Origin of the sequence: Stenotrophomonas sp. ATCM1_4, assembly GCF_004348115.1 — a bacterium.
GTDB classification, from domain to species: domain Bacteria; phylum Pseudomonadota; class Gammaproteobacteria; order Xanthomonadales; family Xanthomonadaceae; genus Stenotrophomonas; species Stenotrophomonas capsici.
In genome coordinates this window covers 1727356-1739686 of sequence record NZ_QPFB01000001.1, presented here as the reverse complement: position 1 = coordinate 1739686, position 12331 = coordinate 1727356, and the positions used below count along the sequence as shown (strand labels likewise).

The following is a 12331-nucleotide window of genomic DNA, read 5'->3' as shown; positions in this document are numbered from 1 at the left end:
CCAGCCTGCGATGGCGGGGGTAAGCAGCGGGTGAAAGGGAGCGGTTCCCGGGCAGGGCTGGGGAAGGGTGCCTCCGGCGACAAACCCAACGTCCACTTCCCGGATAATCCCCGCATCCAACCTCGCAGGACGTCTTGATGCAGCAGGAAAGCTGTCGTGTTCTGGTCCTCGGCGGGTACGGCCACTTCGGTGCACGCATCGTGCGTGCGCTGGCCACCACGCCGGGCATCACCGTCATCGCCGCCGGCCGCAATCCCGCGCAGGCACCGGCCAACCTGCCGGGGGTGGATCTGTCGCGTATCGAGCTGTGCCGGTTGGATACCGCCGATCCTGCATTTGCCGACCAACTGGCCGCCACCGGCGCGCAGCTGGTGATCCACACCGCCGGGCCATTCCAGGGACAGGGCTATGACGTTGCGCTCGCGTGCCTGCAGGCCGGCATGCACTACATCGATCTTGCCGACGGGCGGGAATTCGTCCGTGATTTCCCCTTGAAGGTGGATGCGCCGGCACATGCCGCCGGCCGCAGTGCGATCAGCGGCGCCAGCACGCTGCCGGCGCTGTCCAGTGCGGTGGTCGATGCGCTGGCACCGCAGTTCGAGCGGCTGCAGGGCATCGACATGGTCATCGCGCCCGCCCAGGCCACGCCGTTGGGCATGGCCACCGTGCGCGCGGTGCTGTCGTACTGCGGCAAGCCGTTCGATTGCTGGATCGATGGCCGCTGGCAGCCGGTGATCGGTTGGGCCGACCCGCAGCCGGTGTGCTTCGCCCAGATTGCACCGCGCCTGGCCGCGGCCTGCGACGTGCCCGACCACGACCTGCTGGTGCAGCGCTATCCGGGCGTGCTGACAGTGCGCTTCCGCGCCGCGCTGGAGTTGCCGTTCCTGTCGCGCTGCCTGGCCGGCATCGCCTGGCTGCGTCGTTGCGGGTTGCCACTGCCGATGGAGGCCATGGCCGGCGTCTTCGCCCGTGCAGGACGCTGGTTCGACCGCTTTGGCACCGACCTGGGCGGCATGCGCGTGACCCTGCGCGGGCTGCGCGGCGGTGTTACCCACACCGCGCATTGGGACCTGACCGCACCGATGCTGCACGGCCCGGAGATCCCGACCTTCGCCGCGGTGCTGCTGGCGCGCCGCTTCGCCCGCGGCGAGCCTCTGCCAACCGGCGCCCACGCCTGCGTCGGCCTGCTCACCCTGGCCGAGTTCGAGAGCGAGTTCGTGCGCTGGCAGATCGAAAGCGCAGCCTCCTGAACCGGCGGAGCTTATGCCGCCCACGGTTTGGCTGAAGCGTTCATGTGGCCATGCGGCAGGGTGCCGACCGGGCTATTGACTACATTTGTAGTCAGGCCTACCGTGACGACACGTGTAGTCACCGGAGCTGGCCATGCGCCGCAAGACCATCGGGGACCAGGAACTGGCCCTGCTGCAGTACATCGGAGAGAACGAACCCACCAGTGTCGGTGAGGTCGCCACGGCGTTCGGCGAGGCGCGCGGGTTGGCCCGCTCGACCGTGCTGACCATGATGGAGCGGCTGCGCACCAAGGGGTACCTGCAGCGCGCCCAGCAGGACGGCGTGTACCGCTACCACACCACCGCCGAGCAGCAGGACGTGGTCAACAGCGCGGTCGGCAGCTTCGTGGAGAAGACCCTGCAGGGGTCGATCTCGCCGTTCGTGGCGTGGATGTCGGAAAAGGCCGCCGTCAGCGACAACGAGCTGGCCGAACTGGAAGCGCTGGTCAGCAAGCTGCAGTCGCAGCGCCGGGAGGATTGATCATGGACAGCCTGTTCGAACTGCTGGGCAACCGCCTGCTCGCCACCAGCGTGCAGACCGTCGTGCTCACCGCGCTGGTCTGGGCATTGTGCCGCTTCGTGCGGCGCCTGCCGGCCAGCACCCAATGCGCGCTGTGGTGGCTGGTCGCGCTGCAGGCGGTGGTCGGCCTGGTCTGGAGCGCACCGCTGCAGCTGCCGGTGCTGCCGGCGATGGACAGCACCGTCAACGTGGTGCAACAGGCCGCCGCTGCCGCACCGCCGCAGGCCAACGCCGCACCGGTGATCGTGATGCAGCCACTGCCGTTGGAGAGCGGCTGGTCCTGGCTGCAGGTGGTGATGGCGGTGTGGTTGGCCGGCGTGCTGGTGATGGCGCTGCGCACCTGGGTGGCCTGGCGTGCCAGCCGCGCGCTGCTGCGCCACGCCCAGCCGTGCCAGGACCACAAGCTCAACGCGGCCCTGAAGCTGGCCGCCGAGGCCCATGGCCTGTCGCGTGCACCGCGGCTGATGCTCAGCAATGCCATCGACTCGCCGCAGTTGATCGGCCCCTGGCGGCCGGTGCTGCTGTTGCCGGCGCGTGGCCTGCCGCGCATGCGTGACGACGATCTGGACATGGCGTTGACCCATGAGCTGGTGCACCTGCAGCGCCACGACCTGTGGCTGGGCTTGATGCCGGCCCTGGCCCAACACCTGTTCTTCTTCCACCCGCTGGTGCATCTGGCGGCGCGCGAATACGCCATCGCCCGCGAAGCCGCGGTGGATGCAGCGGTGGTCGCCGGCGACCGCCATTGCCGCCAGCACTACGGGCGCCTGCTGCTGCAGCTGGGCGTCGCACCCCGGCCCGGTGCTGGCCTTGCCAGTGCTTCGCCGACCTTCCTCAGCCTCAAGCGGAGATTGCTCATGCTGCAGAACACCTCTTCGTTCCCGCGCGTCGGCGCGGGCCTCATCCTGGCCGCGGTCGCGCTGGCGGGAGTGCTGCCGATGCGCCTGGTCGCCATGCCGGGCCCGCCCGCACCCCCGGCGCCGCCTGCAGCCCCGCTGGCGCCGCCGCCGCCGCCGGTACCGCCTGCACCGGCAGCCGGCGCGTCGGTGGAGCACACCGTGATCCGTACCAACGGTGACCTGGATGACCTGCCGGTGCCCCCGGCACCGCCCGCTCCGCCCGCACCCCGCGCGGCCAAGCCACCGGCCGCTCCTGCAGCGCCGGCTGCACCGGTTGCACCGGCGCGATCGCTGAGCACGCAAGGCGTGATCCACCTCAGTGATGACGGCGGCCGCAACAGCTACGTGCTGGTCAAAGGCAACCAAAGCATCATGAACGGCACGCTCGCCGACCTGCACCAGGCGCAGCGGCTCAACGATGGCAATGGCGTGATCCTGCTGCGCCGCGACGGCAAGCGTTACGTGGTGCACGATGCCGACACGCTGTCGCGCTTCCAGCAGATCCACCAGGAGACGCAGCGCATCGCCGACGAACAGGGCAAGCTGGGTGACCGCCAGGGCGCGTTGGGTGAGCGTCAGGGTGAAATCGGCGAGCGCATGGGGGAGATCGGCGAGCGTATCGGTGAGATCGCCGCGCGCCAGGCCGAGCTCGCGCTGGCGCGCCGGGACGACGCATCGGCGCGCCGGGCGATGGAAGACGCGCGCCGCGAAGCGGAGAAGGCGCGTGCGGAAATGGACAACCCGGCGATGCGCGAGGAGATGCGATCGCTGGCGCGCCAACAAGCTGAGCTGGGCCGCCAGCAGAGTGAACTCGGCCGGCAGCAGGCTGCGGCGAGCCAGCGCGCCCGCCAGGAAGTCGAGCGCCTGATCGACCAGGTCATCCGTAACGGCATCGCGCGGCCGATCAACGGTTGAGGGTGCATGGGCCGGCCCGCGTTGCGGTGCCGGCCCATTGCGTCGTGCCGCCGCCGCATGCCCGGCATCCATCCCATCCACCGGCAGGACGGCAGCACGCGGTAACGCCGCCTGCCGATGCCTGCGGGTCAGCCTTGCCCGGTCAACGCCAGCGCCGCGCGCTCGTCGGCCTCGGCCTGCACCAGCCGCAGGAACAGCTGCGCCAGCGTCACCACGTCCTGGTGGTTGTGCTCGCCGACGCGGCGCAGGTTGCGCGCGCTGCCGCCGCGCAGGTAGTTGAGCCACGCCGCCGGTGCCTCGGAACCGGGCAGGTCGTCCTCGCGCGCGATGCGCAACAGCTGGCGTTCGATGGTCGCCAGCCGGCAGTTCTCCCAGGTGCCGCGATAGCGACGCCGTGTCGGGTAGAGCAGGTCCACGTGGTCGAGCGCCGAGATCGGGTCTCCGCGCCGCGCCAGGCGGTAGCGGGTCTTCAACAACGGGGCGTCGTAGCTGCGGCCGTTGTAGCTGGACAACACGGTGGACGGCGACAACCAGCTGGCGAACCGCTCCAGCATCGCGCCTTCGGCCGCCATCGTGGACATCAACAACTGGCGCACGCGCAGGCCTTCGCCGCGCAGTGCGTCGCGGTACCAGTCGGCGGCACCGATCATGAAAGCACGGGTGCCGGTGCCACCGGCCAGGCCGGTGGTCTCGGTATCGAAGAACAACAGGTCCTGCGCGGCGACCGTTTCATCCGGCCGCTTGCTGAAGGCCAGTGACAACGGCTGGGCGGGAATGGCCTGCGGAATGAAGGCTTCGATCAGGTGCAGGCCGGGCGCGACCTCGGTGCCGGGCAGGCTGCGGTCGACCGGCCCGCTGCGCTCGGCGCGTGGGGTGGGCGTGATCGCGCGGTTGCGTGAGGCCAGCAGCCTGCGCAGCGCATCACCGTCCTGCGCGCGCGGCGGGCTGGGTTTGTGCTGGATCGCATCGACCCAGCCGAACACCGAACCGCCTTGGTCCGCCTGTCGCTGGGGCGGCGTTGGCAATGACGCCGTAGGTGCATCCGCAGCCAACGAAGTGCCTGGTGCAACCGCCGGTGTGGCCGCGGCTTCGACCGGCGCCGGTTTCGCGCCCAAGGGCGTTTTCACCGCAGGGGCCTGCGCTGCATGGCCGGCCTGCCTGCGCAGTGCCCTGAGCTTGTCCAGGCTGATGCTCATGGCAGCAAGTCGAGCGCCTCATCCATCACGACGGCCTGCACCTGCTCACAACGTTCGTCCGACAGCAGCGACAGCACCCGCAACGCCAGCGCGCGCGGGGTGACGCCGTTGCCTTCTTCCTGCGCGGCCAGCACCGGGCCCACGCAGGCCGGGCAGCCGGCGGTGCAGTCGCAACGCTCGACCAGTTCCAGCGCGCGCTGCACTAGCTCGCCCTGGCGCAGCCACAGCGGCTCGCTCAGGCCGACGCCGCCGGGGAAGTTGTCGTACAGGTACACGGTCGGCACGAAGCTCTGCATCAGCTCCACCGCGCCTTCGCCGTCTTCCACGCCACGCAGCTGGCCGCGACCGGTCTGGTCGGCCACCGCGAACCACGCGCCGTCGCCGTTGCCCACCGCCTTCTGCAGGTCGCGCGCATCGGCCATCACCGCCACGGTGGCGACGATGTGCAGCGCGTAGGCCGCGCCGAGGAAGCCATCGAGCGCGTCCTGCTTCTGCGCGAAGCTGCGCAGCAGCGTGGCCTGCGGCAACTGCCACCACACCGAGGTGGTGTGCAGCTCCTGGTCGGGCAGGTTGACCGGGCCGTAGCCGATGTTCTCGTGCGTGTAGTAGCGGATCTTCTTGTAGCCGGCCACGCGCCGCACCACGTGCACCTCACCGTGGTGTGAATCACCGCGCCCGGCCACGTTGCCGTCGAAGCGGTCCAGTACCTTGAGCTTGGTGTAGTCGATGCTGTCGGTGTAGTAGTCCACGTGCGTGCGGGTGACGTAGGCCTTGCGCCCGTCCCAGTCCAGCCGCTCGACCTGGTAGGGCGTGCTCTGCACCATGTGGATCGCGCCTTCGTACAGGGTCAGCGCGGCGGCGGAGTAGTCCACCTCGGCGATGATCTGCTGCTTGCCGTCGCTGCGGTCCACCACCACGAAGTTGCCGTCGGCCACCGCGCGCAGGCTCACCGCGTTGGCCGGGTAGCTGTCGGCGATCCACTCCCAGCGGTCGCCTTCCTGGTGGATCACCTCGGTTTCGGCCAGCGCCTGCAGGAACACCAGCGGGTCGATCGGACCGAACGGCTCACCGGCCAGGAACGGCAGTTCGAACGCCGCGCAGCGAATGTGGTCGAACAGGATCAGCGGTTGGTCCGGCGCGATCCGCGCGTGCTCGGGCGTGGCGTTGGCGAAGAAGTCCGGGTGCCGCACCACGTACTGGTCCAGGGGTTGGCTGCTGGCCACCATCACGCCCAGCGCCGCCTGCTGGCGACGGCCGGCGCGGCCGAAGCGCTGCCAGGTCGCCGCCACGCTGCCGGGGTAGCCGTTGAGTACCACCACGTCCAGCGCGCCGATATCCACGCCCAGCTCCAGTGCCGAGGTGCTGACGATGCCGTCGATGTCGCCGGCGCGCATCGCGCGCTCCACCTCGCGGCGCTCGGTGGGCAGGTAGCCGCCGCGATAGGCGCGGATGCGCGCCGGCTTGCGCGGGTCGTTGTCGAAGATGTCCTTCAGGTACTTGGTCAGCACTTCCACCATCAACCGCGTCTGCGCGAACACCAGCGTCTTCAGGCCGCTCTTGATCGCGATGCGGGCGATGCGGTTGGCCTGCGAACGCGCCGAGGCGCGCAGGCCCAGGTCAGGGTTGATCACCGGCGGGTTCCACAGCAGCACGTGCTTGGGCCCGGCCGGTGCGCCGCTCTCGGTGATCGCATGCACCTGTTCCTCCACCAGTGCCTCGGCATGCGCATGCGGGTTACCGATGGTGGCCGAGCACAGGATGAACTGCGGTTGCACGCCGTAGAACGCGCAGATGCGCTTGAGCCGGCGGATCACGTTGGTGACGTGGCTGCCGAACACGCCGCGGTAGGTGTGGATCTCGTCGATCACCACGTAGCGCAGGTTCTCGAAGAACTGCGCCCACTTGGTGTGATGCGGCAGGATCGCCTGGTGCAGCATGTCCGGGTTGCTGACCACGATGTCGCCGTGCAGGCGGATCGCCTGGCGCGCATCACCGGGGGTGTCGCCGTCGAAGGTGAAGGCCTTCACGCCGAGGTCGCCGGCGCGGTTGAGCTCCAGCAGCTCGGCCACCTGGTCCTGCGCCAACGCCTTGGTCGGGAACAGGTACAGCGCCTTGGCGTTGCCCTGCATCGCCGCGCTCACCACCGGCAGCGTGTAGCACAGCGACTTGCCCGACGCGGTGGGGGTGACGATGGCGACGTGCTCACCGCGCTGGCTGGCGTCCCAGGCCTCGGCCTGGTGCGAATACAGCTGCTCGATGCCGCGCGCCTTGAGCGCGGCTTTCAGCGCCTCGGGGACGTCATCGGGAATCGGCGCGTAACTGCCTTCGCGGCCCGGGATCGTGAAACTGCCGGTGACCCGGTCGCTGTAGCGCTTGGCCAACCGCTTGCCGAGCAGCGAGCCATCACGCGAGGGCAGGCCGTCGGTGGTTGCCAGCGCCCGTTCGCTGGCTTCGGTGCGGGGAGCGAGGGAGAACGCCATGCACGCAACTGCCGATCAAAGGACGGCATCAAAGCACAGCGGCGTCTCATGTTGTGAGACGCCGCTGTGCGTTGGCTTGGCGATGCACGGCGTGATCTCAGGTTGCCGCGCCGGCGAGTGGCGTCAGAAGCGCCAGGGTTGTCCGGGTGGGGGCCGCCTGGCGATGCCGGGCCGGCACGATTCGCGCCTGCAGGCTGAACGGGTTCCGCTGGAGGGACCCCTGCTCGGACCGCACCCATTGCACGGCATGGGCCGCGGCGATGGCTTTGAAGGTGCCGGCTGGCCCGTCGCAACGAATTCTGAAGCTCGCATCCGTATCCTGCGCATGACCGGTAACGCGCATGAGGATGCTGTGGTGGCAACAGGTGGATGGCAGGGAGCAACCGTGGTGGTCGGCATGATGCTGGCCGGCGTGGCATCGGCGCAGCAGGCGGCCCAGCCGGCGCTCAGCCCGCCGTCCGTGGATGGAACGGCGTTGCCATCGCCGCCGCCGACTACCGCCGGTGGCAATGTCACCACGCTGGGCGAGGTCCGCGCGATCAAGCCCGAGGACGACCAGCCGCTGGACCTGTACCGGTTCAAGAACCCCGTGCAGGTCGAGCCCAACCGCTTCAGCAAGAACTGGAGCGAGCCGCCCACGGTGGAGGAGGTCAGCCTGAGCGGCGGCTACGTGATGATGGGCATCTACTACGGCCTGGCCAAGGCGGCGCAGGGCTTCAACAAGCTGACCCATGCACCGGCGCAGATCCAGTCGGCCATTGCCCGTCCCCCGCCGGAACTGACGCCGGAGCAGCAACGGCGTGCGGCCACCTTCTGCGCGCAGCAGGACTGCGTGCAGCCGGCCGAGGGCCGCTGACGCAGGATGCCGGCCGCTGGCCGCGGTGCGCATCGCTGTCCTCCTGGCGTCTAATACGCGCATGAATCCCCCGCACCAACGTCCGCCGCAGCGGCAGGCGGCTGCCAAGTCGGCGCCCGCCAGCCCCCTGCACCCGCGCAATCGTCACCAGGGCCGTTATGACCTGGCGCGGCTGGTGGCCGTCAACCCGGCGTTGCGCCCCCACCTGGTCCGCACGCCGGCCGGCAGCCAGAGCATCGACTTCAGTAACCCCGTCGCGGTGCGTGAGCTCAACCGCGCACTGTTGGCCAGCGACTACGGCATCGCGCACTGGGATATCCCCGAGGGTTACCTGTGCCCGCCGGTGCCCGGTCGCGTGGACTACCTGCACGGGTTGGCCGACCTGCTGGCTGCCGATGCCGGTGGCAGCGTCCCGCGCGGCCCGGCGCTGCGCGTGCTGGATGTCGGGGTGGGCGCGAACTGCATCTACCCGCTGCTGGGCCAGGCCGAATACGGTTGGTCGTTCGTCGGCAGCGACATCGATGCCGGCGCGCTGCAGTCGGCGGGCGCCAACGTGCGCGCCAATGGCCTGCAGGGCGTGATCGAACTGCGCCAGCAGCACGCGCGTGGCCAGCTGTTCGAGGGCGTGCTGCGTCCGGACGACCACTTCCACCTGACCCTGTGCAACCCGCCCTTCCACACCTCGGCCAAGGAAGCCGCGCAGGGCAGCCAGCGCAAGGTGCGCAACCTGGGCGGGGCGGCCAGCCCCCGTGGCAAGGCGCCGGCGCTGAACTTCGGGGGCCAGGCCAACGAGTTGTGGTGCACCGGCGGCGAGGCTTCGTTCCTGCGCCGGATGGTGCGCGAAAGCGTCGATGTGCAGGCGCAGGTGCTTTGGTTCAGCTCGCTGGTGGCCAAGCGCGAGCACCTGGCCGACCTGCACCGGCAGCTGGCCAAGGCCGGCGCGGTCGAGGTGCGCGAGGTCGGCATGGCCCAGGGCAACAAGCAGAGCCGCTTCCTGGCATGGAGCTTCCACGCGGCCGGGCAGCGCCGGGCCGCGTTGCGGGGCGATTGATCAGGACGAGATGCCGGCCAGCACCGCATAGGTGACCACCAGCGACACCAGCACGGTGTAGATGCTGCCGATGAACAGGTAACGCAGCAGCGTCAGCACGACGTTGCCACCGTACACCCGCTGCTGCATCCAGATCAGGTACACCGGCACCGACAGCCACAACAGCACGTACACCACGTCGGTGGTGGCGTTGACGACCGGGCCGGCCAGCGCGTTGCCCAGCCCGGCGACCAGGAAGGTGGCCAGCAGCACCAGCATCAGCCAGGCATGGCTGTACAGCGCCACCACCAGGTGCTCCAGGTAGCCGATGCCGCGGCCCAGGTAGGCCACGCGCAGCACCAGCGCGAACACCGGCATCAGAAAGAACAGCGCGCCGGGCAGGGCGGTGAGCACGGCCTGCACGTACAGGTCGGTCTTGCCGCCCATGCGCGCGACGTTGGCGTTGGCGTTGTCCAGGCGATGGTTGAGCCACTTGTTGGCGAACCCCGGCCAACTGTCGATCACGATCGGGTTGGTCTCCGGATCCCAGGGCTTGCCACCGACCTGGTGGTTGAAGAAGCTGCCGCCCCTGCCCTGGGCGGTGCGCCCGGCCACCGCCGTGGCACGCTGCACGGCGGTGCCCGCCGCGCCCTGCGGCGCAGTCTTCGCCAGTTCGGCCAGGCGTTGCTCGGCGGCGGCGTTGATCGCACCGATGCCGATGCCCAGCGCAGGGCCACCGGTGGCACCGTCGTTGAACTGCTGGCCCAGCCGGGTCAGCTCGGCATCGCGTCGCGCCTCCACCTCGTCGGCGGTCTGCGCCGTATCGAACAGCGTGGTGCCCTTGACGTGCCCGCCAAAGTCATCGGCATGCAGGGTCAACTTGCCGACGAAGAAGGTGAACAGGGTGAGGATCACGAACAACCGCAGGGGCTGTACGTAACCCACCCGCTTGCCGCGGAGGTAGTTGAGCGCCACCCGGCCCGGGACCAGCAGGTCGCGCAGGGTGCGGAAGATGCGCCCGTCCAGGTGCCAGAACGACTCGAACACTTCCTCGATCGCATGCCCGACGTGCTTGAGCGGGTTGTGCGCGGATTGCCCGCAGGTGTGGCAATAGTGCCCCTGCAGCGAGGTGTCGCAGTTCTCGCAGGCACCGTGGGCGTGCGGGGCGTCTGGCAGGGCGTCGGGTGGGTTCATGGGCGGGGCAGGCAGCGAACAGAAGCTGCATACGATAGCGGGGTTTGCCTCTCCTGTTCAGTTGCCAGTCATCGAAATCGGCCGTGCGCCGGTCGCCGGTACCGCGTCAGCCGCGCTTCTTGCGGTGCCACAGCGCGTTGACGATCACCCAGCGCCCGTCGAACCGCCCCAGCTGCAGATGGTCGATGAACCAGGGGCTTTCCAGCCGCACGGTGGCGATGTCCTCATCCACCGCCAGCACGGTGATGCTGCGCTGCCATTGGTCGCGTGGTGTTTTCAACGCGCCTTCGCGGGTGTAGCGGATCAGCTCGTCCGAGCTCATCCGTCCCAGCCCCAGTGTTTCGTTCGGGTGGGCCACCACGTTGCGCTTGGCCAGGTCCGGGTGCAGGGCGCGTGTCACCCGCGCCACGTCGCCTTCCAGCTGGCCGTCCATGTAGTCATGGGCAGTGGCCTCGATGGCCTGCAGGGTCGCCGCGTCCGGCGCCGCCGATGCCGCGCCGGTCACCCACAGCATGCCCAGCAGCACTACCCGCATCGCACCCGTTCGCATGGCCCACTCCCGATGGTTGATGGCCCAGCCTGCCAGTGGTCGTGGCCGGTGCCATGGGCCGGTGGTCACCCCGGAGGCCATGCCTTACCGTGTGGCCAATGCCTGCAGGGAGATCACTGCCGATGGAAGCCGCCCCCCGCTCCGCCAACCCGTCCTATCGTTTCGGCCTGGCCGCGCTGCTGATGCCGCTGGTCAGCCTGCTGGTCGGCAGCATCGCGGTGGCGGTGATCCACGGGGGGCTGGAGGAACTGGCTGCCATGCTGATCGTCGGCATCGGTGGTTGCGTGATGGGGTGCCTGCTGGCCCTGGTCTCGCGCTGGCGCCGTGAATCCAATGCCTGGCTGGGCTATACCGCGCTGTTCTTCAACGGCCTGCCGCTGCTGGGGCTGCTGGTGGCCTCGCTGTAGGAGCGGCCTTGGCCGCGATCGGTAGGGCTGGAAGCCTGCGTGTTTCGCGGCCAAGGCCGCTCCTACCGGTTGAGATCCGCGCCATAGGCTGGGATGGAATCCAGGGGATCCCATGCCCCTGCGTGCCGGGTCATCGACATTGGCATCGTAAGAGCGAATCCAAGCATTTCTCCACTTGGCACACCCCTGCTACTGGGTGATGATCGGCTCGAACAGGAAGCGCAGGAAGCGTTTACCGCAATGGAATCGAAGGTAGCCCCGCTGGAAAATCGGCGTATCAACTACGTTCTCATTGACCATGAGAATGTCCAGCCAACCGATCTGGCCTTGCTTGACCGAGAGGATGTGCGCCTCTGGGTTTTCGTCGGTGCCGGACAGGTGAGAATCTCCTCCGAACTCGCCATCCAGATGCAGGCAATGCATGAGCGCGCTGCCTACGTGCGTATTTCAGGAAATGGCAGCAATGCGCTGGATTTCCACGTTGCTTTTTATATCGGGCAATTGGTGAAGGATGACGCGCGGGGATTCTTCCACATCATCTCCAGGGACACTGGGTTTGATCCGCTGGTGGAGCATCTGAAAACGAGGAAGGTGTTTGCTTGTCGGTCAGCATCCATCAGCCTGATGCCGTTGTTCAGAACGGCGGAGGTGCCGGCCGCCGCCAAGCCAGCCGCTATTCCAACCGTGGCAAAGGCACCTGGGAAGGCAAAAGGCGATGGGCAGGCGACAGCCTCCACACTGACAACCGCCGCGCAACGGTTGGCTCGGATGAAGCAATTGCTGAAAAAAATGGACGGAAGCAAACCGGCCACATTGACCGCGCTGAAAAAGCACGTGTCTGCCCAGTTTCAGAACAAACTGAAGGCCGATGATTTGGACGCCCTCATTGCTAGCCTGGAGAAAGCAGGTGCGCTCAAACTCCAAGGTACGAAGGTGCACTACAGATGAAGCGCAAGGTTTTCTTCGTGATGTGAGGCGTACGGTGCTCATGCAAT

At 68.4% G+C, this 12331-nt stretch carries 11 protein-coding genes; 7 read left to right on the top strand and 4 right to left on the bottom strand.

Translation table 11 applies throughout. The features are described from left to right. Positions 1-137 precede the first annotated feature (137 nt). From ATCM_RS08065 to ATCM_RS08055, 3 genes are all read left to right on the top strand, one after another. On the top strand, positions 138-1250 hold the full coding sequence (locus ATCM_RS08065) for a saccharopine dehydrogenase NADP-binding domain-containing protein (protein WP_132864027.1): 1113 nt from the start codon (positions 138-140) through the stop codon (positions 1248-1250). Between the two features lie 133 nt (positions 1251-1383). Further along, complete coding sequence (locus ATCM_RS08060) at positions 1384-1770, top strand: BlaI/MecI/CopY family transcriptional regulator (RefSeq protein WP_132864026.1); 387 nt, start codon at positions 1384-1386, stop codon at positions 1768-1770. A 2-nt stretch (positions 1771-1772) separates the two neighbouring features. Beyond that, positions 1773-3623: a M56 family metallopeptidase gene (locus ATCM_RS08055; RefSeq protein ID WP_132864024.1), complete on the top strand. Its 1851-nt coding sequence runs from the start codon at positions 1773-1775 to the stop codon at positions 3621-3623. Between the two features lie 128 nt (positions 3624-3751). On the opposite strand, the gene ATCM_RS08050 is transcribed toward ATCM_RS08055, so the two are convergent. Both ATCM_RS08050 and ATCM_RS08045 read right to left on the bottom strand, forming a co-directional pair. Then, complete coding sequence (locus tag ATCM_RS08050; RefSeq protein WP_132864022.1) at positions 3752-4819, bottom strand: ribonuclease H-like domain-containing protein; 1068 nt, start codon at positions 4817-4819, stop codon at positions 3752-3754. Beyond that, positions 4816-7299, bottom strand: coding sequence for a DEAD/DEAH box helicase (locus ATCM_RS08045; protein WP_165931155.1), 2484 nt, complete (start codon positions 7297-7299; stop codon positions 4816-4818). The genes ATCM_RS08050 and ATCM_RS08045 overlap by 4 nt, the downstream gene beginning before the upstream one ends. Positions 7300-7696: 397 nt before the next feature. Here ATCM_RS08045 and ATCM_RS08040 point away from each other — a divergent pair, with 397 nt between their 5' ends. Further along, the gene (locus ATCM_RS08040; protein WP_132866110.1) at positions 7697-8155 is read left to right on the top strand and encodes a hypothetical protein; all 459 of its coding nucleotides are present in this window, start codon (positions 7697-7699) and stop codon (positions 8153-8155) included. A 61-nt stretch (positions 8156-8216) separates the two neighbouring features. Beyond that, positions 8217-9206 (top strand): 23S rRNA (adenine(1618)-N(6))-methyltransferase RlmF, encoded by a 990-nt coding sequence (gene rlmF, locus ATCM_RS08035; RefSeq protein ID WP_132864020.1) that lies wholly within the window; start codon positions 8217-8219, stop codon positions 9204-9206. On the opposite strand, the gene ATCM_RS08030 is transcribed toward rlmF, so the two are convergent. Next, entirely contained in the window at positions 9207-10379 is a 1173-nt protein-coding gene (locus ATCM_RS08030; protein WP_132864018.1) for a DUF3667 domain-containing protein, read from the bottom strand. A gap of 106 nt (positions 10380-10485) precedes the next feature. Further along, complete coding sequence (locus tag ATCM_RS08025; protein WP_243693977.1) at positions 10486-10929, bottom strand: nuclear transport factor 2 family protein; 444 nt, start codon at positions 10927-10929, stop codon at positions 10486-10488. Between the two features lie 122 nt (positions 10930-11051). Between ATCM_RS08025 and ATCM_RS08020 the strand changes: the two genes are divergently transcribed. Together ATCM_RS08020 and ATCM_RS08015 are read left to right on the top strand one after the other, a co-directional pair. Then, positions 11052-11336, top strand: a complete 285-nt coding sequence (locus tag ATCM_RS08020; RefSeq protein WP_132864016.1) for a hypothetical protein — start codon at positions 11052-11054, stop codon at positions 11334-11336. 240 nt (positions 11337-11576) lie between these two features. Next, the gene (locus tag ATCM_RS08015) at positions 11577-12284 is read left to right on the top strand and encodes a PIN domain-containing protein (RefSeq protein WP_132864015.1); all 708 of its coding nucleotides are present in this window, start codon (positions 11577-11579) and stop codon (positions 12282-12284) included. Positions 12285-12331 lie beyond the last annotated feature (47 nt).

Bases quoted from the DNA above. Each gene is read 5' to 3' on its own strand.
- ATCM_RS08065 (WP_132864027.1), top strand. From the start codon at position 138: ATGCAGCAGGAAAGCTGTCGTGTTCTGGTCCTCGGCGGGTACGGCCAC.
- ATCM_RS08060 (WP_132864026.1), top strand. From the start codon at position 1,384: ATGCGCCGCAAGACCATCGGGGACCAGGAACTGGCCCTGCTGCAGTAC.
- ATCM_RS08055 (WP_132864024.1), top strand. From the start codon at position 1,773: ATGGACAGCCTGTTCGAACTGCTGGGCAACCGCCTGCTCGCCACCAGC.
- ATCM_RS08050 (WP_132864022.1), bottom strand. From the start codon at position 4,819: ATGAGCATCAGCCTGGACAAGCTCAGGGCACTGCGCAGGCAGGCCGGC.
- ATCM_RS08045 (WP_165931155.1), bottom strand. From the start codon at position 7,299: ATGGCGTTCTCCCTCGCTCCCCGCACCGAAGCCAGCGAACGGGCGCTG.
- ATCM_RS08040 (WP_132866110.1), top strand. From the start codon at position 7,697: ATGATGCTGGCCGGCGTGGCATCGGCGCAGCAGGCGGCCCAGCCGGCG.
- rlmF (WP_132864020.1), top strand. From the start codon at position 8,217: ATGAATCCCCCGCACCAACGTCCGCCGCAGCGGCAGGCGGCTGCCAAG.
- ATCM_RS08030 (WP_132864018.1), bottom strand. From the start codon at position 10,379: ATGAACCCACCCGACGCCCTGCCAGACGCCCCGCACGCCCACGGTGCC.
- ATCM_RS08025 (WP_243693977.1), bottom strand. From the start codon at position 10,929: ATGCGAACGGGTGCGATGCGGGTAGTGCTGCTGGGCATGCTGTGGGTG.
- ATCM_RS08020 (WP_132864016.1), top strand. From the start codon at position 11,052: ATGGAAGCCGCCCCCCGCTCCGCCAACCCGTCCTATCGTTTCGGCCTG.
- ATCM_RS08015 (WP_132864015.1), top strand. From the start codon at position 11,577: ATGGAATCGAAGGTAGCCCCGCTGGAAAATCGGCGTATCAACTACGTT.